The sequence below is a fragment of the Novosphingobium acidiphilum DSM 19966 genome (genome assembly GCF_000429005.1).
GTDB lineage: Bacteria > Pseudomonadota > Alphaproteobacteria > Sphingomonadales > Sphingomonadaceae > Novosphingobium > Novosphingobium acidiphilum.
In genome coordinates, this window is the sequence record NZ_AUBA01000011.1 from 1 (window position 1) to 26,621 (window position 26,621).

General features: G+C 61.5%; 26 protein-coding genes and 3 pseudogenes. 14 read left to right on the forward strand and 15 right to left on the reverse strand.

Going from position 1 to position 26,621, the window contains the following annotated elements:
- A partial coding sequence (locus G404_RS0110765; RefSeq protein ID WP_028641200.1) for a transposase occupies nucleotides 1-221 on the reverse strand: 221 nt, incomplete at its 3' end.
- 340 nt (nucleotides 222-561) lie between these two features.
- Here G404_RS0110765 and G404_RS0110770 point away from each other — a divergent pair.
- Nucleotides 562-2,580, forward strand: coding sequence for a glycosyltransferase family 61 protein (locus tag G404_RS0110770; protein WP_028641086.1), 2,019 nt, complete (start codon nucleotides 562-564; stop codon nucleotides 2,578-2,580).
- A 186-nt stretch (nucleotides 2,581-2,766) separates the two neighbouring features.
- Here G404_RS0110770 and G404_RS18815 read toward each other — a convergent pair.
- Both G404_RS18815 and G404_RS20620 read right to left on the reverse strand, forming a co-directional pair.
- A pseudogene (locus tag G404_RS18815) lies at nucleotides 2,767-3,294 on the reverse strand (IS66 family transposase); the annotation flags it as partial.
- A gap of 26 nt (nucleotides 3,295-3,320) precedes the next feature.
- Nucleotides 3,321-3,710 (reverse strand): annotated as a pseudogene (locus G404_RS20620) (IS66 family transposase); the annotation flags it as partial.
- A 101-nt stretch (nucleotides 3,711-3,811) separates the two neighbouring features.
- On the opposite strand from G404_RS20620, the pseudogene G404_RS21055 reads away from it, so the two are divergent.
- The 3 genes and pseudogenes from G404_RS21055 to G404_RS20945 all read left to right on the forward strand — a co-directional run bounded on the left by G404_RS21055 (nucleotide 3,812) and on the right by G404_RS20945 (nucleotide 5,839).
- A pseudogene (locus tag G404_RS21055) lies at nucleotides 3,812-4,113 on the forward strand (DUF4172 domain-containing protein).
- A 131-nt stretch (nucleotides 4,114-4,244) separates the two neighbouring features.
- On the forward strand, nucleotides 4,245-5,258 hold the full coding sequence (locus tag G404_RS0110790; RefSeq protein WP_028641088.1) for an NAD-dependent epimerase/dehydratase family protein: 1,014 nt from the start codon (nucleotides 4,245-4,247) through the stop codon (nucleotides 5,256-5,258).
- Between the two features lie 35 nt (nucleotides 5,259-5,293).
- Nucleotides 5,294-5,839: a serine O-acetyltransferase gene (locus G404_RS20945; protein ID WP_156906275.1), complete on the forward strand. Its 546-nt coding sequence runs from the start codon at nucleotides 5,294-5,296 to the stop codon at nucleotides 5,837-5,839.
- Nucleotides 5,840-5,849: 10 nt separating this feature from the next.
- On the opposite strand, the gene G404_RS0110800 is transcribed toward G404_RS20945, so the two are convergent.
- Nucleotides 5,850-7,151, reverse strand: coding sequence for a UDP-glucose dehydrogenase family protein (locus G404_RS0110800; protein ID WP_028641089.1), 1,302 nt, complete (start codon nucleotides 7,149-7,151; stop codon nucleotides 5,850-5,852).
- Between the two features lie 251 nt (nucleotides 7,152-7,402).
- Between G404_RS0110800 and cyoA the strand changes: the two genes are divergently transcribed.
- Genes cyoA through G404_RS0110840 form a run of 8 tightly spaced genes read left to right on the forward strand, consistent with a single transcriptional unit; the run spans nucleotide 7,403 to nucleotide 15,027 of the window.
- Nucleotides 7,403-8,554: a ubiquinol oxidase subunit II gene (cyoA, locus tag G404_RS18830; protein WP_051280563.1), complete on the forward strand. Its 1,152-nt coding sequence runs from the start codon at nucleotides 7,403-7,405 to the stop codon at nucleotides 8,552-8,554.
- A gap of 18 nt (nucleotides 8,555-8,572) precedes the next feature.
- The gene (cyoB, locus tag G404_RS0110810) at nucleotides 8,573-10,579 is read left to right on the forward strand and encodes a cytochrome o ubiquinol oxidase subunit I (RefSeq protein ID WP_028641090.1); all 2,007 of its coding nucleotides are present in this window, start codon (nucleotides 8,573-8,575) and stop codon (nucleotides 10,577-10,579) included.
- A 3-nt stretch (nucleotides 10,580-10,582) separates the two neighbouring features.
- Nucleotides 10,583-11,221: a cytochrome o ubiquinol oxidase subunit III gene (cyoC, locus tag G404_RS0110815; RefSeq protein WP_051280565.1), complete on the forward strand. Its 639-nt coding sequence runs from the start codon at nucleotides 10,583-10,585 to the stop codon at nucleotides 11,219-11,221.
- The gene (gene cyoD / locus G404_RS0110820) at nucleotides 11,218-11,586 is read left to right on the forward strand and encodes a cytochrome o ubiquinol oxidase subunit IV (RefSeq protein WP_028641092.1); all 369 of its coding nucleotides are present in this window, start codon (nucleotides 11,218-11,220) and stop codon (nucleotides 11,584-11,586) included. Before cyoC ends, cyoD begins: the two co-directional genes overlap by 4 nt.
- Entirely contained in the window at nucleotides 11,583-12,290 is a 708-nt protein-coding gene (locus G404_RS0110825; protein ID WP_211230772.1) for an SURF1 family protein, read from the forward strand. Before cyoD ends, G404_RS0110825 begins: the two co-directional genes overlap by 4 nt.
- A complete protein-coding gene (locus G404_RS0110830) occupies nucleotides 12,290-13,579 on the forward strand; it encodes an ATP-binding protein (RefSeq protein ID WP_028641094.1) in 1,290 nt (429 codons plus the stop codon). Before G404_RS0110825 ends, G404_RS0110830 begins: the two co-directional genes overlap by 1 nt.
- On the forward strand, nucleotides 13,576-14,112 hold the full coding sequence (locus G404_RS0110835; RefSeq protein ID WP_028641095.1) for a response regulator transcription factor: 537 nt from the start codon (nucleotides 13,576-13,578) through the stop codon (nucleotides 14,110-14,112). Before G404_RS0110830 ends, G404_RS0110835 begins: the two co-directional genes overlap by 4 nt.
- Nucleotides 14,113-14,139: 27 nt before the next feature.
- On the forward strand, nucleotides 14,140-15,027 hold the full coding sequence (locus tag G404_RS0110840) for an LOG family protein (protein ID WP_028641096.1): 888 nt from the start codon (nucleotides 14,140-14,142) through the stop codon (nucleotides 15,025-15,027).
- Nucleotides 15,028-15,092: 65 nt separating this feature from the next.
- Here G404_RS0110840 and G404_RS0110845 read toward each other — a convergent pair whose 3' ends face one another.
- Together G404_RS0110845 and glmM are read right to left on the reverse strand one after the other, a co-directional pair.
- Nucleotides 15,093-15,317: a DUF1272 domain-containing protein gene (locus tag G404_RS0110845; protein WP_028641097.1), complete on the reverse strand. Its 225-nt coding sequence runs from the start codon at nucleotides 15,315-15,317 to the stop codon at nucleotides 15,093-15,095.
- 20 nt (nucleotides 15,318-15,337) lie between these two features.
- Complete coding sequence (gene glmM, locus G404_RS0110850) at nucleotides 15,338-16,675, reverse strand: phosphoglucosamine mutase (protein ID WP_028641098.1); 1,338 nt, start codon at nucleotides 16,673-16,675, stop codon at nucleotides 15,338-15,340.
- An 83-nt stretch (nucleotides 16,676-16,758) separates the two neighbouring features.
- Here glmM and G404_RS0110855 point away from each other — a divergent pair, with 83 nt between their 5' ends.
- Nucleotides 16,759-18,078 (forward strand): dicarboxylate/amino acid:cation symporter, encoded by a 1,320-nt coding sequence (locus tag G404_RS0110855; protein ID WP_028641099.1) that lies wholly within the window; start codon nucleotides 16,759-16,761, stop codon nucleotides 18,076-18,078.
- Between the two features lie 12 nt (nucleotides 18,079-18,090).
- On the opposite strand, the gene G404_RS0110860 is transcribed toward G404_RS0110855, so the two are convergent.
- A complete protein-coding gene (locus G404_RS0110860; protein ID WP_028641100.1) occupies nucleotides 18,091-18,708 on the reverse strand; it encodes a superoxide dismutase in 618 nt (205 codons plus the stop codon).
- A 330-nt stretch (nucleotides 18,709-19,038) separates the two neighbouring features.
- Here G404_RS0110860 and G404_RS0110865 point away from each other — a divergent pair, with 330 nt between their 5' ends.
- A complete protein-coding gene (locus G404_RS0110865) occupies nucleotides 19,039-19,629 on the forward strand; it encodes a membrane protein (RefSeq protein WP_028641101.1) in 591 nt (196 codons plus the stop codon).
- 66 nt (nucleotides 19,630-19,695) lie between these two features.
- Here G404_RS0110865 and G404_RS18835 read toward each other — a convergent pair whose 3' ends face one another.
- From G404_RS18835 to G404_RS0110905, 8 genes are all read right to left on the reverse strand, one after another.
- Entirely contained in the window at nucleotides 19,696-20,907 is a 1,212-nt protein-coding gene (locus G404_RS18835; RefSeq protein WP_245584498.1) for an AI-2E family transporter, read from the reverse strand.
- A gap of 101 nt (nucleotides 20,908-21,008) precedes the next feature.
- Nucleotides 21,009-22,034, reverse strand: a complete 1,026-nt coding sequence (locus G404_RS0110875) for an aspartate-semialdehyde dehydrogenase (RefSeq protein WP_028641102.1) — start codon at nucleotides 22,032-22,034, stop codon at nucleotides 21,009-21,011.
- A gap of 23 nt (nucleotides 22,035-22,057) precedes the next feature.
- Entirely contained in the window at nucleotides 22,058-24,319 is a 2,262-nt protein-coding gene (locus tag G404_RS18840; RefSeq protein ID WP_036521142.1) for a S9 family peptidase, read from the reverse strand.
- Nucleotides 24,320-24,423: 104 nt separating this feature from the next.
- The gene (gene rplS / locus G404_RS0110885; protein WP_028641103.1) at nucleotides 24,424-24,804 is read right to left on the reverse strand and encodes a 50S ribosomal protein L19; all 381 of its coding nucleotides are present in this window, start codon (nucleotides 24,802-24,804) and stop codon (nucleotides 24,424-24,426) included.
- Nucleotides 24,801-25,547 (reverse strand): tRNA (guanosine(37)-N1)-methyltransferase TrmD, encoded by a 747-nt coding sequence (gene trmD / locus G404_RS0110890; protein ID WP_028641104.1) that lies wholly within the window; start codon nucleotides 25,545-25,547, stop codon nucleotides 24,801-24,803. Before trmD ends, rplS begins: the two co-directional genes overlap by 4 nt.
- The gene (locus tag G404_RS0110895; RefSeq protein WP_028641105.1) at nucleotides 25,544-25,915 is read right to left on the reverse strand and encodes a hypothetical protein; all 372 of its coding nucleotides are present in this window, start codon (nucleotides 25,913-25,915) and stop codon (nucleotides 25,544-25,546) included. Before G404_RS0110895 ends, trmD begins: the two co-directional genes overlap by 4 nt.
- The gene (locus tag G404_RS0110900; protein WP_051280567.1) at nucleotides 25,915-26,301 is read right to left on the reverse strand and encodes a type II toxin-antitoxin system VapC family toxin; all 387 of its coding nucleotides are present in this window, start codon (nucleotides 26,299-26,301) and stop codon (nucleotides 25,915-25,917) included. Before G404_RS0110900 ends, G404_RS0110895 begins: the two co-directional genes overlap by 1 nt.
- Nucleotides 26,301-26,573: an AbrB/MazE/SpoVT family DNA-binding domain-containing protein gene (locus G404_RS0110905; RefSeq protein WP_028641107.1), complete on the reverse strand. Its 273-nt coding sequence runs from the start codon at nucleotides 26,571-26,573 to the stop codon at nucleotides 26,301-26,303. Before G404_RS0110905 ends, G404_RS0110900 begins: the two co-directional genes overlap by 1 nt.
- Between the last annotated feature and the right edge of the window lie 48 nt (nucleotides 26,574-26,621).

The window sequence follows — 26,621 nt, forward strand, 5'->3', positions numbered from 1 at the left end:
GCCTCCATGAACTCTTTCGACCAAGTGTAATACAGGCTCTGCGCAATACCTTCCTTGCGGCACAGCTCGGCGATGCTGTCCTCGCCACGCAGGCCATCGAGCACGATACGGATCTTGTCTTCAGCGGAGAAATGTCGGCGGGTCTGGCGCCGAATGTCCTTCACCACCTGCTCGGCAGGGGCTTTCGCGGGCAATTTTCTCGAGGAGGGTTGGGGCTTCATCTGCGTTCCTTCGTCACTACGACAAAGCCCCAACCCTCCTCAAATCTCAACCCCTAATCTGTGCCAAAGGCGCTGACGGGGGACAGCCTTCGCCTTTGCTGTGCATGATGCATGGGCGGATGAGGAATTCGCGTCTTTCTACCGTGCGGATCGCGCCCTTGTCTCGGATTCATGTCTTGTCTTCGATCCGGCCAATATCCTTGATCATATATCTTCGATCGAGGCTGCACCCCAAAAAGACACAATCAGTTTGCCGCTTGCAGCGATGCACTGGATTACGGCGCGCAAGTCTGCGTGCCCCACCTTCGCTATTGCAGCCTGATCACTGTAGGAACCAGGTATGGACGTAGCAACCCTTCTTTATCGCAGCCGTCGTACACGTACCGAAGACTATCCGCGCAAGGCGATCGCTCTCCGCAGCGGCTATGCGATCGTGAAGGAGATCGATCCAACCATCGATGTGCATACGTTCTTGGCGCGCGCAGCGGGCGTCGCGAGCTGCGTATTCGGCGGCAACGCGCAAGATGCCTACTTGACGACAGCGCTGTCGGCGGTGGCATCCGTGCAGCCCGAAATGGATTTGTACCTTGCCGCGGTGCTGAATGCGGTCGTCTTGCAGCTTGGATTTCAGACGCGCATCTTCCTGGATGGCAGTCAATCGGCGGTATTCGATGGGCCGCAAGATATATTCATCGCAGCGATGCTCCACGCAAACGTTACCCAAGGCATACGGGTGGCAGAAGCTGCCGGGCAGATCGCGTTGCCTGTCTGGGCTAACGCCACCAACGCGCTGGAAGTGAATGCCGAACAGGTGTTCGAGCTCTCGCCTGACTTGGTCGTACAGTATTTGTCCGCGAACGGGAGTCGACACCTCGGGGCTTTGCTGATCGCGCCCGCCGACTCGGTCAAGGCCGAGTTTAGGATCGATGAACGTTTTAGCTATCTCGCCGATTCGGTTGGCCCAGAGACGCAGTTCTGCATCGGGGGCACGGCCGAAATGGTGTTCGGCGTTGCTGCCGAGTTACAGAAAAATTACTCGGCCCTGCAGTTGGCGATCAAGGGGTACTCCAGGTCCGAGGGGCGTGGACGCCAGAATAGGGCAGTGCTGGTTTTTGCGGGCCTCGATCAGCTTCCGGCGGTAACACTACGCACAGGAGTCTCGGTGCCCTGCACTTTCGGCTACGGGATCGACCAGAACGAAGGCGATCTTGATTCCATCAGCTATGGTAATTCCACCATTGAGGGTGTCGATTGGCCCAACCCCGGTGGCGAAAGCCACAAGAACGTCCGGGGCATTTGGGAAACCGCACCGGTTCGAAAACCTTTCCTGGTCAGCTCCTCTGCTCCTTTGCCGCTCGAGGCGCGTCAACGGATTTCCGGTTCGAACGAAATCTTCCATTCGACCCTCGCAATTCGCGACGGCATTCTGATCCCGATCGACGAGCCAGGGTACGCGAATTTTCTTTGCGCGAACCGCGATGGCAAGATTGTGACGGGGTGTGGAATGGACCCTTCGGGATGTAGCCTTTACGAAGCTGCGCGCGTCGATGATCGGGGGGTACGCAGCAATGCAATCCAAGCCGACCGGCTCACTCAGATCGAGGGCGCGGCGATGCCGCTCATGTTTACGCCGCAACTGCATAAGTGGCATTCCCATTTCATGATCCAGTGCCTTCCCCGCGTTCGGATTGCTCGCGATCTGGGTCTCGACATGACCATTTTGCTTCCCCATGATTTGCGCAAGAAGCAGTTGGAAATGCTGGAGATTCTAGGGTTCGGCGCCGATCGGGTAGTGATGATGCAGCCGGGTGACCTAGTTCAAGCGGAATCGCTTTATTTTCCGTGGCCGTGGCACCTGACTTTCACCAAATATAGTATGGCGATCTATGACGAAATCGCTGCGCACTTTGACACCAGCAAATACAAGACCCCCAAACGGCTTCTGGTCAGCCGCCAATCGCGCAAATCGTGGCGCAATTTGATAAATTACGACGCGGTCCGCAAGATGCTAATCGACGACTTCGGATTTGAAGAACTGTCGGCTGAAAAACTGTCGCTCGAAGAAGAGATTGCGACTTACGCCAATGCCGAAATAATTGTCGGCGCAGAAGGTGCTGGCATGTATGGCGCCGTATTCAGTAATTCTCGAGCAAAATACATCACTATGTGCGACGAGGATTACGTGATGCCTATTTTGGGAAGTATTGCTGCGATACATGAATTTGAAGTGGGTTATGTCTTTGGGGAAAGTCTCCGGTCTGATCGGGACGTTTCGCGTCGACTTAATTTCGGTCACTCCGACTTCATGATAGATGTTGGGCGTCTCGGAGACGCAGTCACCCGAGCGCTCGCAATTTAGGCTCGCGCGCTGACGGCGCACCGTCTGTGTCGTCATTTCGGTTCTGGGGCAAAACAAAAATTGCGACAATCGATTGACCTACTGCATTGCCTCGTCTGAATTGCTCCCAAAGAATGCGTTGTTGCCTCATCTTCTAAAATGCTCCCGTTGGGTAACTGCTCACGGGGTTGGCCTGTCGCGGCGCGATCAAGCGACGGCGAAGTTTCCATCAACGAGGTCGCGAATGGCACCGAGGGCGGATTTTCCCGACAGGCGCGCAGTTCCCGTGACCGATCGATACCCAGCGTGGATCTGTGCGCCCCAGTCTGAGCGGAAGCCGTTGGTGACTTTGCGGAACACGACGGACGGCCGGATTTCGCGTTCCGAGACATTGTTGGTCGCCGGCACATCACGGTTGGTGAGGAAGACGAAGAACTTCCCGCGCCAGGCCTTGATTTGCTTGAGCAGAACCTTGCCCGCCGGGTGTGCCACCGGCACACGCATCAGATCGGTCAGCTTGTTGTCGGCCTTGGCCGCATAGCAGGCCAATGTCGTGTCCTTGAGCTCGGATCGTCGCTTGCCGACACGAATTGCCCATCGCAGGTGATCGCGGATTTTTGGGGCGAAGACCGTGTCGCCACTGTCGATAGCGAACTGAGCATCGCGCAACACATGGGCCAGGCAGACTTGGTGCTCTTTGCCCAGTTCCTGCTGACCCGCGTAGCGGTCGGACAGTAATTACCCACCCCTGCGTTGACACGTCAGGCCGAGACAGCACCAAGGATAGTTTGGAAGGGGTTTGCTCCGGACAGCCGCGCGGTATCGACGGTTGTGCGCAAATCGGCTTCGGCGTCGGCGGCCCATTTGGCGCGGTAGCCGTTGGTGACTTTGCGCTGGATGACGCTGGGCCGCAGGGCGCGCTCGCTGACGTTGTTGGTGGCAGCGACCTTGCCGGGGAAGTCGCAGAACGTGAGCAATTGGTCGCGCGCGCGCCTGATTTGCCCGAGCAGTTCGTGCGCCAGTTCGCAGTGTGTGGCAGTGCCAAGGATCGCGTCGAGGTCGCGTAGCAATGCACGCCTTCGCCTTTTCACGGTGGAGGCTGCGAGCGTGGCTATGTCGCGTGCAAGCCCAAACCCAACCGCTCCTGACCAATCGAACGATGCGCCATGTCCGGGCCTCCTCTTCGGAAGGCCTATAGAATCAGCAATTATTGCTGCTGTCTACACCCACCCGCGCAAAGGTCTCATAATGCATGCGAAGGAACTGGCGGCAGCCAGATTGGCCCAATTTTCGCTGGAATAGCGATGCTCGAGCCGCACTGGAGTCCAGCTTCCTGCAGCAGTCAGGCGTCGTGATTGGCGTGGCGAAGCATCTTGGCGACGACGATCGCATAAATATCATCCCGATGTAATCACCGACGAAGCCATGAAAGCCTCGCAGATCGAGGGCGAATTGCTTGATCGTGAAAGCGTTCACCTTCACATGCTGAGGCAGACACCCCCTTCGGCCGCGTCACCTGCCGTGGTGAACCCTGCGGTCCAGCGTCGCGCTTAGCGGATATTGCGCCGACGCGACCGCAACGCCACATCGAAAAAGGGGTGTCCTGTCTGCTGGTGACCGGGTAAGGCCAGCGCAGATCAGCCGGGCGCCAACTCGGGCAGAAAACCACGGCAGGAGACCCTTCGATGCGCAAGGTGCTGGTTACCGGCTCGGCTGGATTTATCGGATTTCATCTTGCCAGGCTGTTGCTGGAACAAGGTTTCGATGTGGTCGGGTATGACGCGATCACCGACTATTACGACGTCAATCTCAAACGGCGGCGGCACGCCATGTTGCACCAGTCACCCCGGTTTCGCGCGATCGAGGCCCGGCTGGAAGACTTTGCACAGTTGCACAGCCTGTTCGCGGACGAACGTCCGGACGTGGTGGTGCATCTGGCTGCACAAGCCGGCGTGCGGTACAGTCTGGAAAATCCGCGCTCCTATCTCGAAAGCAACCTCGTCGGCACATTCAACGTCATGGAATGCGCCCGCGAATTCGCAGTCGGCCACTTGCTGATGGCATCGACCTCGTCGGTCTATGGAGCCAATACCGAGATGCCCTATTCAGAGCATCACAAGACCGACCATCCGTTGACCTTTTACGCTGCAACCAAAAAAGCCAACGAAGCCATGGGGCACAGTTATGCCCATTTGTGGAACCTGCCGACGACGATGTTCCGCTTCTTCACGGTCTATGGTCCCTGGGGCCGCCCCGATATGGCACTGTTCAAATTCGTGAAGGGCATACTCGAAGGCACCCCGATCGACATTTACAACAACGGCGAAATGTTTCGCGATTTCACTTATGTAGCCGATCTGGTAAAAGGCATTCGCTTGCTGATTGATGCCGTGCCGGTGCGCCCCGAAGATCCGGCGGCGATTCCGGCCTGGGACACGCTCAGCCCCGCGGCACCGTGGCGCGTGGTCAATATCGGCAACTCTGACAAAGTACGACTGGCTGACTTTGTCGATGCGATCGAAGCCGAATGCGGGCGTCCGGCCATTCGCAACTACATGGAGATTCAAAAGGGCGACGTACCCGCAACCTGGGCCGATGCCACCCAGTTGTTCGAACTGACCGGCTACAAACCGACGACCGATATTCGCGAAGGTGTCCGCCATTTTGTCACGTGGTACCGCGACTATTTCAACGTCTGATTGCACCGTGAACCACGCTTTGTCGCGGCGTGATCATGTGCGACCATGAAAAAGCCAAGCCCGACCATGCGTTCGATAAATTCCGATCTGATGCGCAGCGCCGCCACCAGTGGACCATGGGGACTGGTGCGCGCGTTCCTGTTCAATCCAGGTTTTTCTGTCACATTGCGATATCGCCTGGCCTGCCGCCTGCGCCGTCACGGCGGGCTGCCGGCCCGGGGCATCGCACGCCTCGTGTGGCTATCCAATGTGCGGACCTTCGGCTGCTACATGTCCCGTCCGCCCGGATTGGACCGGGACTGCTGCTGCCTCATCCTGTCGGCATCGTTGTCGGTGACGATGTCGAAATCGGCGATAATGCAACGATTTACCAGCACGTGACATTGGGCCAACGTGGCGCGCGCGATCAATCCTATCCCGTCATCGGCCACAATGTTGTGATCTATGCCGGCGCAGTCATCATCGGCAACATCACCATTGGCGACGGGGCGGTGATCGGCGCGAATGCGGTAGTCACCGGCGACGTGCCAGCGGGCGCAACGGCGGTCGGCATCCCTGCGCGCATTTCGACGCGACGATAACCTTGGCGGATCAGCGACCGATACCGGTGTAGGACAGCCCATGGCCCTCGATCACCGCGCGCGGATAGATATTGCGCAGGTCGACCAGCACGGGCTGCGTCAGCAGGGTTTTCACGCGGCCCAGGTCGAGCGCGCGAAATTCGTCCCATTCGGTCGCAAGGACCAGCGCATCGGCCCCATCCATGGCGGTGTAGGGGTCGGTGCAATAGATCACATCCTTCAGCACGCCGCGCGCCTGTTCCATGCTTTTGGGGTCAAACGCATGGACGGTGGCGCCTGCGTCCTGCAACGTCTGGATGATTGCAATCGCCGGGCTGTCGCGCATGTCGTCGGTGTTCGGCTTGAACGCCAGGCCCAGCACGGCGATGGTCTTGCCGCGCACGTCGCCGCCCATCGCTTCGATCACCTTGCGCCCCATCGCGCGCTTGCGCCGGTCGTTGATCGCGACCACCGCTTCGACAATGCGGATCGGCGAATCATAGTCGTCGGCTGTCTTGAGCAGCGCCAGCGTATCCTTGGGAAAGCACGACCCGCCATAGCCCGGCCCGGCGTGGAGGAATTTTGAACCGATCCGGTTATCCAACCCGATGCCGCGCGCAATTTCCTGAACGTCCGCGCCGACCTTTTCGCACAAGTCCGCCATTTCGTTGATGAACGTGATCTTGGTCGCCAGAAAGGCATTGCCGGCATATTTGGTCAGTTCGGCCCCGCGCCGGCTCATCTCGATGATCGGCGAACGGCCCAGCGCAAGCGGGCGATAGATTTCGCGCATCACCGCCAGCGCGCGTTCGTCATGGCCACCGATGACCACCCGGTCGGGCCGCTTGAAATCGTCGATCGCGGCGCCTTCGCGCAGGAATTCGGGGTTGGACACCACGGCAAAATCGGCGTCCGGGTTGGCCTCGCGGATGATCCGTTCGACTTCATCGCCCGTGCCCACCGGCACGGTCGACTTGTTGACCACGACCGTGAAACCGGTCAGCGCAGCCGCAATTTCGCGTGACGCGGCATGGACATAGACCATGTCGGCATGACCATCGCCGCGCCGCGACGGTGTGCCCACCGCGATGAACACCGCATCGGCCCCGCCCACCGCTTCGCCGATTTCGGTGGTGAAGCTCAGCCGCCCACCGGCCACGCCGCTGGCCACGAGATGGTCCAGCCCAGGCTCGTAAATCGGGATCTCCCCCGCCTGAAGCGAGGCGATCTTCGACGGGTCCTTGTCCACGCAAATCACCGTGTGCCCAAAGTCGGCAAAGCAGGCGCCTGAAACCAGACCGACGTAGCCAGAGCCAATCATCACCAATTTCATGCAGCATCACCCATTGTCTGGACCATCGCAGACATGTGCCCGCCCCGCCAGGGTACCGTGCGACAAGCCGTCTGAACAGGCCGCACTTTGGCGAAACCGTCTGGCGGTGGCAATTCCTTCGACAACCATTTCAGGTGTAACCGCGCGAAAAATTCGTCTGCATGCGCTGGCTGCGCGGTCATTGATCTGGATCAAGCACTTGGACAAAATGTCCAATCGCTTGTCGTCGTCGGCGGGCCTAGCCGGGCGTCATGTGTGCAGATCCCTCCTCTTCACCCCGTCGCCTGTTGCGAACCGCGCAGGCCGCATCCCTTGTTCCGCTGGCCGCCGCGCTGTCAGGCTGCGACTGGGTCGTGCTCAACCCGGCCGGTGATGTGGCGCGCCAGCAGGCCAATCTGGTACTGGTGTCGACCGCCTTGATGCTGGCGATCATCGTGCCGGTGATGGCGCTGACGGTGTTGTTTGCCTGGCGCTATCGCGCCGCCAATACCGCCGCCACATATGATCCGGAATGGCACCATTCGACCCGAATCGAGCTGGTTATCTGGACTGCCCCGCTGGCGATCATCCTCGCGCTGGGTTCGATCACCTGGGTGGCAACGCACGCGCTCGACCCCTGGCGTCCGCTGGCCCGGCTCGATGCCCAGCATGGCTTTGCGGCCGATGCACTGCCCATCGAGGTCGATGTGGTCGCGCTCGACTGGAAATGGCTGTTCATCTATCCTGACCAGAACATCGCCAGCGTCAATGAACTGGTCCTGCCCGAAGGACGCCAGGTGCGGTTTCGCATCACGTCGTCAACGGTGATGAATTCATTCTATGTGCCCGCGCTGGCCGGTCAGATCTATGCCATGCCGGGAATGGAGACCAAGCTGCACGCGGTGTTCAACCGCACCGGCAGCTTTTCCGGGCTGTCGGCCAATTTCAGCGGCGCCGGATTCAGCCATATGCACTTTGCGGCGCGCAGCGTGACACCCGGCGCGTTCGACACATGGGTCGCCGGGGTGCGACAGGCAGGCGCCGGGCTGGACCGCGCCACGTATCTGTCGCTTGATCGACCCAGTGAACACGTGCCGGTGCTGCACTATGCCAATGTCGCGCCAGACTTGTTCGACGCGGTGGTCAACATGTGCGTACGACCGGGCAAGCTGTGTGCGGGCGAAATGGCCGCGATTGACGCGCGCGGCGGCATGGGCCGCACCGGGCTGCTGAATGTTGCGGCGCTGACGTATGATCGGGCGGGCCACGAACAGGTGACCCCGACGACGGCGGGCTTTGCCGATGCCCGCCTGCGCCGCTTTGTGCGGGACTGGTGCGGCAATACCCGCCCATTGCGCGCCACAGTGGCAGGCGATGTCGCCACCTCGTTCAACGCAGCCCCTGCTGCGCACCCCTTTTCCTGATAGACCGGACACCGATCGATGACCAATGACATGACCTGGTCGCCCCTGCTTGGCCGCCTGTCACTCGATGCGATCCCGCTGCACGAGCCGATCCTGGTGGCCACCTTTGCGGTGGTGGCGCTGGGCGGACTGGCTCTGCTGGGGGCGCTGACCTATTATCGCCTGTGGCGCTATTTGTGGACCGACTGGTTCACCAGCGTCGATCACAAGAAGATCGGCGTGATGTACATGGTGCTGGGGCTGGTGATGTTCCTGCGCGGGTTTGCCGATGCGCTGCTGATGCGCGTTCAGCAGGCCGTGGCGTTCAACGGCAATGACGGATTTCTGCCGGCGCACCACTATGATCAGGTGTTCACCGCGCATGGCGTGATCATGATCTTTTTCGTGGCGATGCCATTTGTGACCGGCCTGATGAACTTTGTCGTGCCGTTGCAGATCGGCGCGCGCGACGTGTCGTTTCCGTTCCTCAACAATTTCAGCTTCTGGATGACGGCTTCGGGCGCGGTGCTGGTAATGGCATCGCTGTTTGTCGGCGAATTCGCCCAGACCGGCTGGCTGGCCTATCCGCCGCTGTCGGGGCTGGCCTATAGCCCCGGTGTCGGGGTCGATTATTACATCTGGGCGCTGCAGATCGCAGGTGTGGGTACCACGCTGTCGGGGATCAACCTGATCGCCACGATCGTGAAGCTGCGCGCACCGGGCATGACGTTGATGCGCATGCCGGTGTTCGTGTGGACCGCGCTGTGCACCAACGTGCTGATCGTGGCCTCGTTCCCGGTGCTGACCGCCGTGCTCGCAATGCTCAGCCTCGATCGGTATGTCGGAACCGATTTCTTCAGCAACGACTTCGGCGGCAGCCCGATGATGTATGTCAACCTCATCTGGATCTGGGGCCACCCCGAAGTCTATATTCTGGTCCTGCCGATCTTTGGCGTGTTTTCCGAAGTGACCGCCACGTTCAGCGGCAAGCGGCTGTTTGGCTATACCTCGATGGTCTATGCCACAGTAGCGATCACCATCCTGTCCTATATCGTCTGGCTGCACCATTTTTTCACGATGGGCTCGGGCGCCAGCGTCAACAGCTTCTTCGGCATTACCACGATGGTCATCTCGATCCCGACGGGCGCGAAGATGTTCAACTGGCTGTTCACGATGTACCGCGGACGCATCCGGTATGAGCTGCCGATGATGTGGACCGTGGCCTTCATGCTGACCTTTGTGATTGGCGGGATGACCGGGGTCATGCTGGCGGTGCCGCCTGCCGACTTCGTGCTGCACAATTCGCTGTTCCTGATCGCGCATTTTCACAACGTGATCATCGGCGGGGTGGTGTTCGGCACATTCGCCGCAATCAACTACTGGTGGCCCAAGGCGTTCGGCTTCAAGCTGGATGCGTTCTGGGGCAAAGTCAGCTTCTGGTGCTGGGTGCCGGGATTCTGGCTGGCGTTTGCGCCGCTCTACGTCATGGGCCTGATGGGCGTGACACGCCGCATGCGGGTGTTCGACGATGCCAGCCTGCAACCCTGGTTCATCGTTGCCGCGCTGGGCGCCGGGCTGATCGCCTGCGGCATCGGGGCCATGCTGGTGCAGTTTGCCGTATCGATCAGCCGTCGCGACACGTTGCGCGATGAAACCGGCGATCCGTGGGGTGGCCGCACGCTGGAATGGGCGACCAGCTCGCCACCGCCCGACTACAACTTTGCCTTTACCCCGGTGATCCACTCCATCGATGCGTGGGACGACATGAAACGTGTCGGCGTGGCCGCCCCGCGCGAAGGTTTCCGGGCGATCGCCATGCCCAAAAACACCGGCGCCGGCGTCATACTGTCGGGCATTGCCACGGTGTTCGGCTTTGCCATGGTCTGGCACATCTGGTGGCTGGCCGGCGCGGGCTTTGCCGCGCTGCTGCTGACCGCGATCGCCCACACCTTCAACACCGACCGGTCGACCCACATCCCCGCCGATGTCGTCGCCCGCACCGAAGCGGCCTGCGCGCGCCAGCGCGCTCTGGCCGAAGGAGCCTGACCGATGCGCCTGTCTGCATTTTCCTCGCTGCAACCCGGCGCTCTGACCGCGCAGTATTACGATCTGGACGAGCACGACCACCCCGAAGGCGCCAGCACGCTGTTCGGATTCTGGCTCTACCTGATGAGCGATTGCCTGATCTTTGCCATGTTGTTTGCCGCCTATGGCGTGCTGGGTGGCAACTATGCGGCAGGGCCTGGGCCCAAGGACCTGTTCGAACTGCCGTTGGTCGCGCTCAACACCGCGATGCTGCTGTTTTCCTCGATCACCTATGGCTTTGCGATGATCGCCATGCAGCGCGGCCGCACCGCCGGAGTACAGGGCTGGCTGGTGGTGACCGCGTTGTTTGGCGCCGCGTTTCTGGCCATCGAACTCCATGAATTTTCGAACCTGATCGCCGATGGCGCGACCCCGCAGCGCAGCGCGTTTCTGTCGGCGTTCTTCACGCTGGTTGGCACGCACGGATTGCATGTCACCTTCGGGCTGATCTGGCTGGGCACGTTGCTGGTGCAACTGGCCAAGCACGGCCTGACCGACGCGATGCGCCGGCGCCTGTTCTGCCTGTCGATGTTCTGGCACTTTCTCGATGTCGTGTGGGTCGGCGTGTTCACCTTTGTCTATCTGATGGGAACCTTGCGATGAGCGCCTTGCATTCGGACACGCATGGGCACGACGCCGTGCCCCATGTCGCGCTGAAGGATTATGCGACCGGCTTTGTGCTGTCGGTAGTGTTGACCGCGATACCGTTCTGGCTGGTGATGTCGGGCGTGCTGGGCGACAAGGCGCTGACCGCGATGATCGTCGCCACGTTTGCGGTGGTGCAGGTCGTCGTGCAGATGATCTTTTTCCTGCACATGAACACCCGCTCGGAAGGCGGATGGAACTTTCTGGCGCTGATCTTTACGGTGATCCTGGTGGGGATCGTGCTGTCGGGTTCGCTATGGGTCATGGCCCACCTCAACCAGAACATGATGCCGATGCCGCATGCGATGAACGAATTGCCATGATCGATGCGCCCGCGCGCAGGCGGGCATGGATACCGGCGCTGGCCCTGCTGGTGCTGGCCACGCTGTTTGCCGGGCTGGGCATTTGGCAAATACAACGGCTGGGCTGGAAAACCCGGCTGATCGCCAGCACACAGGCGGCGATCCACAGCGCGCCGGTAGATCCCGCCGCGTTGCCGCCGGGCGATCTGTCCGCGCTGGTCTATCACCGCGTGGCCATTTCCGGACGGTTCGTGCCGGGCGGGACCACGCTGGTGACGGGCACTTCGGTGATGGGCACCGGCTATTGGGAACTGGTGCCGCTGGCGGGCGATGATGGCCGCACAGTGATGATCAATCGCGGCTTTCTGCCTGAAGGCAGCCGCCTTGCCCCCGCGCGCGCCGCCGTGCCGACCGGCCACACGCGGATCGAAGGGTTGTTGCGCGTAACCGAACCCCGCGGCACGCTGCTGCGCGCCAACCGCCCGGCGCAGGACATCTGGTATGCGCGCGACATTGCCGCGATCGCCGCACGGCGCGGCGTTTCGGTCGATCCGCGCCTGTTCATCGACAGTTGGGGTGAAAATCCGGCACCCGGCGGAGGGGCGCCGATACCGGGGCTGACCGTGATCGCCTTTGCCAACAACCACCTCGGTTATGCGCTGACCTGGTTCACCATGGGCGCAATGGCCATCGCCGGGGCGATTGTGGTAAAGCGCCGCCGATAATGGATTTCCCGTCCGCCACCCCGACCACGCCCGTGGTCTATCCCGCGGCCAGCGCCCGCAACATGGCGCTGCTGCTGCAGTTGCGCTGGATGGCCGTGGTCGGCCAGTTGGTGACGATCTGGTTTGCCAGCAGCGAACTGGGCATTGTCCTGCCGCTGGCGCAACTGGTGGCTATCCCGGCGCTCCTGGCGCTGGTCAATTTGGCAACCCATGCGATGGGGCCGGAACGTACGGGCTACAGCTATGTCGAACTGATCGGCGCGCTGATGCTCGATGTGATGGCGCTGACCTGGCAATTGTATCTGACCGGGGGGACGACCAACCCGTTCACGTTCCTGTTCCTGTTGCAGATCGTGATCGGCGCGATCCTGCTGCCGCCGAACTGGAGCTGGGTGATCGCGGCCATATCGGTGCTGTCGGTGGTGCTGCTGGCATTCTTTCGTGTGCCACTGGCCCTGCCCGCTGCGCTGCAGGCCGATCCGCTGCGGCTGTACCTTGCGGGAAGCGACATCTGTTTCTTCCTGATCGCGGCGCTGCTGGTGTTTTTCGTCATTCGCATCGATCGCAACCGGCGGCAGAGCGATGCCGCATTGGCCCAGTTGCGTCAGCGCGCCGCCGAAGAGGACCACATCGTGCGCATCGGCCTGCTGGCTTCTGGCGCGGCGCATGAACTGGGCACCCCGATGGCGACGATGTCGGTGCTGGTGCGCGACTGGTTTGCCCATCCCGCCTTTGTCACCGCGCCCGAACTGATCGAGGAATTGCACGACATGGAGACCGAACTGGCGCGGTGCAAATCGATTGTCAGCGGGATCCTGATGTCGGCGGGCGAGGCGCGCGGGGAAAACCCGGTCGTGACCACCGCCGACACGTTCGTGCGCGATTTTGCCGGCGAATGGCATGCGCGCAGCGGCGGGGCCGTGCATCTGGTCAACCGCATCGCGCACGACGTGCCAATCGTGTCCGATCCCGCGCTGCGCCAGGTGATCGGCAATGTCATCGACAATGCGCTGGAAGTTTCGCCCGATCATGTCGATGTGATTGCCGCGATCGAGGCCGACATGCTGATTCTGACATTCCGCGATCGCGGCCCCGGCTTTTCGAACGACATGGTTGCACGCGTCGGGCGTCCCTATGCCTCGACCAAGGGCCGTCCGGGCGGCGGGCTCGGCCTGTTTCTGGTGTTCAATGTGGTGCGCAAGCTGGGCGGCGAAGTCGTGGTGCGCAATCACCAGGGCGGCGGCGCCGAAGTGCAACTGGCCATCCCGGTCAAGGCCATTGCGGCATGATAGATACCAGCCCCAGCCTGGTGATCGTCGAGGATGATCCTGCATTTGCGCGCACTTTGCGTCGCAGCTTTGAAAGGCGCGGCTATCGCGTGTGCCATGTGGCCAGCCCGGAAGACCTTGCCGCAATCATGGCAGAGCAGGATTTTGACTATGCCGTGGTCGATCTGAAACTGGGCAACGCATCGGGCCTGACCTGCGTGCAGATGCTGCATGCGGCCGATCCCGGCATGCGCATTGTCGTGCTGACCGGGTTTGCGAGCATTGCCACGGCGGTCGAGGCGATCAAACTGGGCGCCAGCCATTACCTCGCCAAGCCCGCCAACACCGACGATATCGAAGAAGCGTTCGGCCGCGACCAGGGCGATCCCACCGTCCCGCTGGAAGGGCGCAAAAGCTCGATCAAGACGGTGGAATGGGAATATATCCATGCCACGCTGGTCGAATGCGATTTCAATATCTCCGAAACCGCGCGGCGCCTGGGCATGCACCGCCGCACACTCGCCCGCAAACTGGAAAAGCGGCAGTTGCGCTAAGTCGCGGCAGGCGGCAACAAGGTGGACATGAGTGACCATGACCATCCGCCGTCATCGCTGGCGCACCAGCGGTTCTATCAGGCCGAACAGGAAGCAGGCTTTGTCGAAAGCCATCCCCGGGTATCGCCGCAACAGCAGGACCCTGCGTATCGCCTGGCGTTTCGCGACACCGATTTCCTGTTGCGGCAGGAATTGCGCCCGGTGCGGTTTCAGCTCGAATTGCTCAAGCCTGAAATGCTGCTCGATGAAGCGGGCATAGCCTCAACTCTGGTGGTCTATGGCTCGGCACGGATACCTGCGCCCGAACACGCGCAGGATATGCTCGACCAGGCGACAACCCCCCAAGCGCGCGCGATTGCCGAACGTCTGGCGGCCAAGGCGCGCCATTATGATGAAGCGCGTCGGCTGGCCCGGCTGGCGGCGAACGCAAATGTCATCGAAAAGGGCAAACGGCACTTCGTCGTCTGTTCGGGCGGCGGCCCCTCGATCATGGAAGCGGCCAATCGCGGCGCTAGCGAAGGTGGGGGCGAAACCATCGGCCTGAACATCACTTTGCGCCACGAACAGGAACCCAATCCGTTCGTCACGCCGCACTTGTCGTTCCAGTTCCACTATTTCGCGCTGCGCAAGATGCATTTCCTGCTGCGCGCCCGCGCGGTCGCGGTGTTTCCGGGCGGCTTTGGCACGTTCGACGAATTTTTCGAACTGCTGACGCTGATTCAGACGGGCAAGATGCAGCCGATCCCAGTGCTGCTGTTTGGCGGCGATTATTGGGACCGGGTGATCAATTTCAATGCCATCGCCGAAGAAGGCCTGATCGGGTTTGCCGATCTCGACCTGTTCCGGCGCGTCGAAACCGCCGAAGAGGCGTGGCAGGAGATTGTCGATTTCTACGCGCTGGAAACCGGCGACTGACACCACGGCGCAAGGCTTGTGCCTTTTTCCCCTTCCCTCGGAGGAGGGGTTGGGGTGGGGTGCGCTCAGTCGCGATGATGCCGCTTGGTCGATGGCGGATGCTTGGCATGCAGCGCCTTGGCGCGGGTTGGCCGGTCCATCAGTTCGCCGCCACAATTGGGGCAGCGATCATCCAACGCCTCGGCACAATCCGCGCAAAACGTGCACTCGAACGAACAGATGAAGGCACCGGGGGCCTCGGCCGGAAGATCGGTGCCGCACTTTTCGCAATCGGGTCGCATTTCGAGCACGATGTTCTCCCCCCGTTTCCTCAGGCCGCTTTGCGCACCGCCGCGCAGATCCGGTCGACCACCGCAGAAACCTGCCTTGCGTCATCGCCTTCGGCCATGACCCGGATCACCGGTTCGGTGCCCGATGGGCGGATGACCAGACGGCCCTTGCCGGCCAGCTCGGCCTCGGCCTCGGCAATCACCGCCTTGACTGTGTCATTGTTCAGCGGCGCGCCGCCGGCAAAGCGCACATTGCGCAACAGTTGTGGCACGGGATCGAACAAGTGCAGCGTCTCGCTGGCCGGTTTACCGCTGGCGACCAGCGCCGACAGCACTTGCAGCGCCGCGATCGTGCCGTCGCCGGTGGTGCTGTGATCGGTCAGGATCATGTGCCCGGACTGTTCGCCGCCGACATTGTAACCGCCTTCGCGCATGCGTTCGAGCACGTGGCGATCGCCCACCGCGGTGCGCACCAGATCGATCCCGCGCGCGTTGAGAAACCGTTCAAGCCCGAGGTTCGACATCACTGTCGCCACTACGCCGCCGCCGCGCAACTGCCCCTGTTCGGCCAGCCGGCTGCCGATCAACGCCATGATCTGGTCGCCATCGACCGTATGGCCCTTTTCATCGACCACGATCAGACGATCGGCATCGCCATCGAGTGCGATGCCGATGTCGGCGCGCACTTCGCGCACTTTGTCCTTGATCGCCTCAAGATGAGTCGAACCGACGCCCAGATTGATGTTCTTGCCATTGGGTTCAACGCCGATGGCGATGACTTCGGCGCCAAGCTCCCACAGGGCCGAAGGCGCAACGGTATAGGCCGCGCCATTGGCGCAATCGAGCACGATGCGCAGGCCATCAAGCCGTACATTGTGCGGCAGGCTGCCCTTGATCGCGTGGATATAGCGGCCCCGTGCGTCCTCGATGCGGCGGGCGCGGCCAACTTCTTCGGCATCGGCCAGCGGCAGGTCTTCTTCGAGCAGGGCTTCGATTGCCAATTCGTCTTCGTCCGACAGCTTGAACCCGTCAGGACCGAACAGCTTGATCCCGTTGTCTTCGAACGGATTGTGGCTGGCCGAAATCATCACGCCGACATCGGCGCGCATTTCGCGAGTCAGCAGCGCAACCGCCGGGGTCGGCATCGGCCCCAGCAGCACGACATCCATGCCCACACTGGTAAAGCCCGCCACCATCGCGTTTTCGAGCATATAGCCCGACAGGCGCGTGTCCTTGCCGATCACCACGCGATGGCGGTGTTCGCCGCGCTGAAAATAGGTACCGGCGGCCTGGCCCACTTTCATGGCCGTCGCGGCGGTCATCACGCCTGCATTGGTACGGCCCCGAATCCCGTCGGTGCCGAAGAACTTGCGCCCCATGCTCAAACCCTTTTGAAATCCTGCCTGGTGCCCGGTGAACTGGGCATTGCCAGCGCGCCTTACACGATTAAGTTAACCGGCGCATGAACCAACCACACAAACATGGCAACGCGCCAGATCGCGAATCCGCAACATCGAGCGGACTGGTGCTGCCACCCATTGCCCAAATTCCCGCCGGGTGGACTTTCGCCGCACTCACACTGGGGCTTGGCGGCGGACTGTCACTTGCGTTTGCCGCGCCTGCGACAATGCCTGCGGTGCTGGCCGTGGCTGGCCCGGTGGGTGAACTGTGGTTGCGCGCGTTGCAGGCAACCATTGTGCCGCTCGTTGCGGCGCTGATCTTTACCGGCGTGTTCCAGACCGTGCGCACCGCCAGCGCCGGCGACATGGCGCGGCGCAGTCTGGGTCTGTTCATCGCCGTGCTGTGCTTTGCCGCATTGGTTGCGCTCAGCGTGCCAACGCTTTTGCTGGCTTTGGTACCGGTGCCCGCCAGCGCAGGCGTGGCCTTGCGCGCCAGCCTGGGCGGCAGCGTCCCCGCCACGTTGCCCGGTGTGGCAGATTACCTGCGCTCGATTGTGCCGGTCAATGTGATCGATGCGGCCGCCAACGATCATATGCTGCCGCTGATCCTGTTCATGAGCGTGTTTGCGCTGGCTGCAACCCGGCTGGTGCCGGCGCAGCGCGACACGCTGTCCACGCTGTTTGCCGCGCTGGCAGGGGCGATGCTGGTGGTGATCGGCTGGGTGCTGGCGCTGGCGCCGATCGGCGTGCTGGCGCTCAGCCTGACGGTTGCGGCCAAAAGCGGGCCCGCGGCGGTCGGGGCATTGGCACACTACATCGTGATCGTCACCGCATCGGGCACCGTCGTCTGGCTGGCAGCCTATCCGTTTGCCGCACTGGTTGCGCGTCAGCCGTTGGGGCGTTTTGCGCGCGCCATGCTGCCGGTGCAGGTGTTTGCGCTATCGACCCAGTCTTCGCTTGCCTCGCTGCCCGCCATGCTGGGCGCGTGCGAACGGCTGGGGGTGCGCGCCTTGACCGCCGAATTCGTGATGCCGCTGGCAGTCGCGCTGTTTCGCGCGACCAGCCCGGCCATGAATCTGGGCGTCGTCGTCTATGTCGCGCACTGGTACGGGGTGCCCCTGACGGCGGGCACCTGCGCCTCGGGTTTTGTCATGGCGATCCTGGTATCGCTCAGTTCGGTCAGCCTGCCGGGCACGATCAGCTATATCGCTTCGGTCGGTCCGATTGCGCTGGCGATGGGTGTGCCGGTCGCGCCACTGGCGCTGCTGGTCGCGGTCGAAGTGGTGCCCGACCTGATGCGTACTTTGGGCAACGTCACGTTTGACGTAGCGGTTGCCGCCGCCGTGGATCGCGGTTCGCCCGATCCGGACGAACCGCGATAGTACAAGGGCGCGTTACGTCGCTGGATAGGCCCAGACACTGTCACGAGCCCAATTCTCGGCGGCAAAGGCCCAGTTGAGGTGCCCGGCGACAATCTGCTTCAGGTAGTCCGGGCGCACATTCTTGTGGTCAAGGTAATAGGCGTGTTCCCACAAGTCGATGACCAGCAAGGGAATACCTGACAGGTCGGCATAGCTGGCCGCATCATGCGTCTGTTCGACCAGCAGCTTGCCATCGCGGGCCACCAGCCAGACCCAGCCGCTGGCGAAATGGGCGGTACCCTGGGACACCAGTTCGGCCTTCAGCGCGTCGAGCGAGCCAAAGGCAGCATCGATGGCCGCGGCCAGATCGCCTTCGGGTGCCTGCGTTTCCGGGCTGAGGCTGTGCCAGTAAAACCCGTGGTTCCAGGTCTGCGCACTGTTGTTGAACAGCCCCTTGTTGCCCGCGGCCTGGGCGGCGGCGATCACCTGTTCAAGGCTTTTGCCGGCAAGATCGGTGCCCTCGACCGCGGTGTTGGTGCGATCGACATAGGTCTTGTGATGCTTGCCGTGATGGGTTTGCAAGGTGATTGCCGAAATCACCGGCGCCAGCGCGTCTTCGGCATAAGGAAGCGGGGAAAGTATGATGGTCATGGTCTGCTCCGTGGGGGGGTCACGTGATCCGGAAGCATCGCCCGGGCGCCAATTGGCCAAGGGTGCGATCCGGCGCAGCGCATATGGGTATTCGAGACCAGATTTTCCAGATGAAACAAAATCATAAGACTTGTTTTCGGCGCTGATACGACAGTCCTTTGGGCAGTTGACGCACCCGATGACAGTGCTCGCGCAAGGCAAAAACACAAGATTCCGGTTGCAGAGTGCCGCCAAACGACGCAAAAATACGACGAAGCGGGTTCTGCGACGAACCTGTCTGCGAATTGGTCGCACAAGGCGCGCCCTTCAGGCCGCGTCGAAGGGGGAAAAATGGCGAAGTTCTTTGGAAACCTCAATCTCGTGGTGGCTGTGGGCGTTGTGCTCGCATTGGCAATCATGCTCGGCCTCGATGCCGAATCCTTCGGCGGCACAGCTGCCTGCATCAAGATGACCTTTGTGTGGCTGCACGTGTTCTTCGGCATCCTGTGGATCGGGCTGCTCTACTATCTCAACTTCGTGCAAGTGCCGACAATGCCGAAGATTCCGGCCGAACAGAAAGGCGCAATCACCGGCCACATCGCGCCCAAAGTGTTCTGGTATTTCCGGTATGCCGCACTCCTGACGGTGATCACCGGGCTGATCGTCGCCTGGAATGGCGGCTTTCTGGTGCTGGCGCTGGCGTTGCAGACCCCGGGCAAGGTCCGCCTGATCGGCGTCGGCATGTGGCTGGCACTCATCATGGCCTTCAACGTGTGGTTCATCATCTGGCCCGCGCAGAAGAAGATCCTGGGCATCATCGAAGCCACCGCCGAAGAAAAGGCCGCAGCCGCACCACGCGCGCTGTTCGCCAGCCGCACCAACCTGCTGCTGTCGATCGGCATGCTTTACGCGATGTCGGCCGCAAACGCGCTGGTCGCCTGATCACGCAACCTTTGCAACGCAACGATGCGCGGCGCTCCGGGTGGGAGCGCCGCGCATCTTTTTTTATCAGGGTTGCGCGTCGTCGTCTGCCACTTCGCGCAGACGCCCGGGCTCAAACAGCGATTCGCCAAACAGAAATCCGACCAGATTGGGCCGCCCCAGATGGTCCACGAGTGCCGACAGGGTCAGCAGGATCGGCACCGATAGCAAGGCGCCCAGCACACCCCAGACCCAGGTGAAAAAGCTGAACGAGATCAGGATCGACACCGGATTGAGCGTGAACCTTGCGCCAAGAATGGTCGGCGTCACCAGATTGGCCTCGACCGCATGGAGCGCCAGAAACGACAGCGCCGGGATCAGGCCGACCGGCACCGTGCTGGCCGTGCCAAGGCCCACCAGCGCAAGCAGGCCGACCATCGTCAACGGCCCCATGTAGGGCAGAAAATTCAGCACGAAGGCCAGGCCACCCCACATCACCGGCGCGGTAAACCCGTAATAGCGCGCCCCGGCATAGACGATCAGGCCAATCCCGGCGTTGATCTGCGCCACCGTCAGGATGTAGCTTGCCACCCGGTCCTGCACATCGCGCATGACCCGGGCAATCCGCACCGACGAGGTAAAATTGGCACGTTCGACCAGCAGACGCCGCCGCATGCGGATGCGCGATTCGATCATGAAAAACGTCATCAGGATCGTCAGCAGCGTTTCCAGCAGCACGCTCGGGGTTGCCAGCGCCAGCTGTTCGATCACCGATGGTTCGGCCAGCGCCACGACCCGTGTCTGTTGCCCCGCCAGCGGACCGCTCAGCCGATTGATCTGACGGTTGAACTCACCAATCCATGCAAAGTTTTCGCGCAATTGGGCAAAGCGGCGGGCGATTTCGCGCGCCATCGCCGGAACCTGATCGACCATATCGAACGCCGGTTGCAGGATCACCGCAAGGGCAACGATGATGATCCCGATCATCACCAGGATCGCCATGAACGAGGCCAGCGTATTTGGGATGCCGATCCGGGTCAGCCGGTCGGCCAGCGGCGACAGCACGATCGACAGCACCAGCGCGGTCACCGGCGGTTGTACCACCACGGCCCCCAGCGTCAGAATGAATGGCAGTGCCAGCACCAGCCCCGCCATGAGCAACAGCACGATCATCGACTGCAGACGCACCTGCTGGCGGCGCAGAACCTCATCGGCAATCGCGCCCGGCGGGCTGTCGATACCGGCAGGCGGAAACGGGGCGTCGGGAACGGGCGAAGGCATGGCAGCGGGGGCAGTCATGCCCCGCTATTTGCGCCTTGTGCGTGGGGGGATCAAGGGCGCTTTGGATTAAGTACCACCCACCGCGCCGCACCCCCGGCGCGTTTCTCGATGCAATACCCTTATCCCTTTTTCAGATGTCTCCGGCCCAGCAGTTCGGCAATCTGCACGGCGTTCAGCGCAGCGCCCTTGCGCAAATTGTCCGATACACACCACAGCGACAGGCCGTTTTCGACGGTCGAATCCTCGCGCACGCGGCTGACAAAGGTGGCGTAATCGCCCACACATTCAACCGGCGTCACGTATCCGCCGTCCTCACGCTTGTCGATCAGCATCACCCCGGGCGCTTCGCGCAGGATATCCTGCGCTTCGTCGGCGCCGATTTCCTCGAAAAATTCGATGTTCACCGCTTCGGAATGGCCGACAAACACCGGCACGCGCACGCAGGTGGCGACAACCTTGATCTTCGGATCGAGGATCTTCTTGGTTTCGACCACCATTTTCCATTCTTCCTTGGTCGATCCATCGTCGAGGAAGACATCGATATGCGGGATCACGTTGAACGCGATCTGCTTGGTGAACTTCTTGGGATCGACCTGATCGCCCACGAAAATGCCGCGGCTCTGTTCGAACAGCTCGTCCATGCCTTCCTTGCCGGCGCCCGACACCGACTGATAGGTCGCGACCACCACGCGCTTGATCCGCGCGCGGTCGTGCAGCGGTTTCAACGCAACCACCAGTTGCGCGGTCGAACAGTTGGGATTGGCGATGATGTTGCGCGCCTTGTACCCGTCAATCGCATCGGGATTCACTTCGGGCACGATCAACGGCACATCGGGATCCATCCGGTACAGCGACGAATTGTCGATCACCACACAGCCGGCCGCGGCTGCGCGCGGGGCGTGCAGCTTGGTCGGGCCAGAGCCTGCCGCAAACAACGCCATGTCCCAGCCGGTGAAATCGAAGTGTTCGACATTCTGGACCTTGAGCATCTGCCCGGTCTCGCCGAATTCGATTTCGGTGCCTTGCGACCGCGATGAGGCGAGCGCTGCCACTTCGTCGATCGGAAACGACCGCTCAGCCAGAATGTTGAGCATTTCGCGGCCGACATTGCCCGTGGCCCCTACGACCGCAATCCGATAACCCATTGTTGGTACTCCAAGTGATCCGCTTATTTCCCGCCTGCGGCGACGCCGTGGCGGTTCAGGAAATCGAACACCGCATTATACAGGTGCACGCTGATCTTCTGCCCGCCGATACCATGGGTCTGCCCCGGGTACAGCATCATCTCGAACGGTACCGCATGCGCCTGCAGGCTGGCCACCAGTGCGGTGGTGTTGTCGAGCACGACATTGTCGTCGGCCATGCCGTGGATCACCAGCAACGGGTCGGCAATTCTGGGCGCCTCGATCAGGGCTCCGGCGCGGTCATAGACACCGCCCGGCGCCTTGGGATCACCAAGATATCGCTCGGTATAGGCCGTGTCATACAGTTCCCAGCGCGTGACCGGGGCCACCGCAATACCCGCCGCCCATTCGCCGGGATGCTGTTCGAGCATCTTGAGCGTCATATAGCCACCATACGACCAGCCGAACGTGGCGATCCGCGCCGGATCGATGAACGGTTGCGCTTTCAGCCAGCGGGTCCCGGCCAGCTGGTCTTCCACTTCGACCGAGCCCATCGCGCGCCAGATCGGGCTTTCAAACGCCACCCCGCGATTGGCCGAGCCGCGGTTGTCGATGGCAAACCAGACATAGCCCTTGGCCACAACTGCTTGCGCCAGCGCGCCCTGCCAGCCGCGCCGCACGACTTGCGCGCTGGGGCCGCCATAGTGATACGTGAACACCGGATAGCGTTTGCCCGGCTCCAGCGGCGGGGTGATCATCACCCAGTGTAAGTCGGTCCCGTCCGGGCCCTTGATCGTGCCGAACTGCGCCGGACGATGGCTGGCGAGATAGGGCGCGTAGGGATGCGCGCCTTCTACCCGGTTTTCCTCAATCCATGCGAGATGCTTGCCCGTGGCATCGGCAAGATAGGACTGCGTCGGCTGCATATCGCCGCTGCGGGTCACGATCAAAGCCTGGCCTTTGGCATCGGCGCTGGCGTGGTTGTCATAGGCGGGATCGCCCAATGGCGTCAGCGTGTCGGGATGCGCAAGATCCAGCGCATAGATCTGGCTCGACAGCACATCGTCGCGATTGCCGGTCAGGATCACGCGCCCGGCCTTTTCATCCACCGCGACCAGCGCCGACACTTCCCAATTGCCGCGCGTCAACTGCTGCCACTGGCCATCGCGGACGTGGTAAAGATGCCCGTGCCCGTCGCGCTCTGACCACCAGATCAGGCTGCCATCGGCGAGGAAACGATAGGCGTCCGATAGATTGATCCAGCTTTTGGCTGCGGCCGTTTCGGTGAACAGCACGTGGCTGGCCCCGGTCGCGGGATCCACCGCCAGCATGTCGAGACGGTCCTGCGCACGGTTCAACCGCTGCACATACAAAGTCTTGCCATCGTGGGCCCAGTCAACGCGGGCGAGGTAGATATCCTTGTCCGGCCCCAGATCGACCGCGACGCGTGATTCGCCATCGGCCGTCACGATCGACAGCGAGACAACCGCATTGGCGGTGCCTGCGCCTGGATAGCGTTGCTGGGTCACGCTGGTTGCGCCTGCGCCGATCGCCGCGCGCGTCACCATGCCGACACCGCTTTCGTCAAAGCGTTCGACCGCCAGCCGCGTTTCGTCGGGCGCCCACCAATATCCCGCAAAGCGGTGCAGTTCTTCCTGCGCGATGAATTCGGCTTCACCCCAATGCACATCGGCATTGGCTTCAACCGGGGTTACAGCCTCTGCCGCGCCGCCAATCGCCGCCACCCACAGGCGGCGATCGCGCACGAACGCGATATGCCCGCCTTTGGGACCAAGTGAAGGATTGAGCACTTCGGCACCTAGCGCTGCGGCGATAGCGTCCACTTTGCCCGCATTGGCGCCAGCCACATGGGCAACAAACAGTTGCCCATCGACCGGCACCAGCACGCTTTGCGAATCCGCTGCCCAGTCGTAGTTGACAATGCCTTTCAGCCCGCCAATACGCTGCCGCTCGCGATTCATCTTCTCGGTCTGCGACAGCTCGTGGCCCGAGGCCAGCTTGGCCGAATCGACCAGCATGCGCCATTTGCCGGTGTGGCGGTCAAACCCCCACAGGTCATAGCGTTCGCGATCGTCGGCGCGGTTGCGCAGCACCGTCAGAAACCGGCCATCGGGCGACAGGTGTACCCCGCGCGGGGCTGCACCGGCAATTCCCGGGCTGGCAAAGACGCGGTCCAGTGTCAGCGTGGTCGAGGATTTGGGCTGAGTCACGGGAGTCTCCTGGGCGGCGGCAGACAGACTGCCAAACAGGGCGGCGGCGATGATCGGCAATAGGGCAAAGCGCATCAGGCACTCGCGGCTGGAATGTTGGCAGACAAGAAAAAGGCGTCCCGGCGGATGGCCGGGACGCCTTTTCACGAATGGTTCGTGTCAGGGCAAGGGTTGATTGATCAACCTTCGCTGCCCGGACGCACATCGCGACGTTCGGCGATACGCGCCGATTTGCCGCGACGACCGCGCAGATAATACAGCTTGGCGCGACGCACGACACCGCGACGCACGACTGTGATCGAATCGATGTTGGGCGAATAGAGCGGGAACACGCGTTCCACGCCTTCACCGAACGAAATCTTGCGAACGGTGAAGTTCGAGCCGAGGCCCCGGTTCGACCGCGCGATCACCACGCCTTCATAGGCCTGGACGCGGGTGCGTTCACCTTCGACAACGCGCACGCCCACGCGCACGGTATCGCCCGCACGGAAAGCGGGAATTTCCTTCTTTGCCTTGAATTCGGCAATGGCTTCAGCTTCAAGCTGCTGAATCAGGTTCATTTTTCTCGTCCGTCGCTCTCGCGCTGCGCACCAGAGGCAGACTGGACCCGAACGCCGGCGTGGCGTTCCCAAAGGTCCGGCCTGCGTAGCCGGGTGTGATCATCCGACATGGCTTTACGCCATGCGGCGATCTTCGCATGATCCCCCGATCGCAGCACTTCAGGGATCGTGCGCCCTTCCCATTCAATAGGTCGGGTATAGTGGGGGTATTCGAGAAGGCCGTTTTCAAACGACTCCTCGTGCCCACTGGAAGCCGCGCCCATTACGCCGGGAAGCAGCCGAATGCAAGCATCGAGCAGCAGCAGCGCGGCACATTCCCCGCCCGACAGCACGACATCGCCCACCGCGATCTCTTCCACATCGCGCCCGGCAAAGATCCTTTCGTCAAACCCTTCGAACCGGCCGCACAAAACCGTGACCCCGGGCCCTTCTGCCAGTTCCCGCACACGCGCCTGTGTCAGGGGTTTGCCACGCGGCGTCATCGCCACGACCGGTGCGTCCGGATGGAGCGCGCGGGCATGATCGATCGCACGGGCGAGCACGTCTACTTTCAGCACCATCCCTGCCCCGCCGCCCGCGGGCGTGTCATCAACCGTGCGGTGCTTGTCGCCCGCAAAGTCGCGGATCTGAACGGTATCGAGCGACCATGTCCCCTCGGCCAGTGCACGGCCCGCAAGGCTGTGCCCCAGTGGCCCGGGGAACATGTCGGGATAGAGCGTAAGGATGGTGGCGGCGAAGGTCATTGAAAAATATCACCCATGTCCACCCGGCCAAACCGTTTCATACAAAACAGGATTAGTGCGCTTAGAAACACCCCAACAAAAAATGCAATGCCGCTCAATTCAAACAAAATTTGCGCCAACTCTACTCCTGTAACGCAGGCTTGGTTCTGTCCGCACCCGTCAATCGCTTTGAAATCTGCCTCAACTTCAAAAAATATCGCAGAGCTAAGAAAAAAAACTGGAACAGGGGAGCTGCTCACCAGCGAAATCAGCTTTCTGTTCCAACCCGGATTGCGATGAACGATCCATCTCGCGATTAGCGGTGCGGGCAAAAGCAGAAGTGCGGCTGTGAGGACAAATAGGGCATAAAGTGCAAATTCCTCCGCCATCAGATGGTCCAGTCCTCGATCACCAGTCCCGGCACATCGTCAAAATCCCGGCCATTGCGCGTGACCAAAACAAACCCCCGCTCCAGTGCCTGTACCCCGATCAGCCGGTCAAAGCTTTTCCGCCGCACGCCAATCGACCTGATCACGGCGCCGTAACGCCGGGCACAGGCTTCGTCGAAATCGGCAATTTCGACGTTTGCGACAAAGATATTGATCCGCTCTACATCGCCACGAGGGTCCTGCGACCACCGGCTGCCGACCATCAGTTCGCCCACACTGATCGCGGACACCCACAGCTTGCCGAAATTGGCGTCCATGCGCTGCGCCAGCACTTCGCTGCGTCCATTCAGGAAATCAATACAGGCATTGGTATCAAGCAGGTACATCAGGCCGCCGCCGAGTGATCGTCGGGACGCGGCCAGTCGTATTCGGCCTGTTCGGCGTCTTGTCGGCCCTCATCCATGAAGCCGGGCGACATGCTGCCGTAAAGGCGCATGAACACGTTCTTGGCATCGCGCTTTTTCCAGATGCTGATGCTGTCCGGGCTGTGCGCGACGATCACCATATCCTCGCCCGCTTCAATCCCGAGCGCTTTTGGCAGTCGGAAGGCAACAGAATTGCCCGACTTGAAGCTTTTGACCGTATATTCCTTGGCCATGGCAGACTCCTGTATATCCGGACAGTATATACAAAAACGCGCAATCTG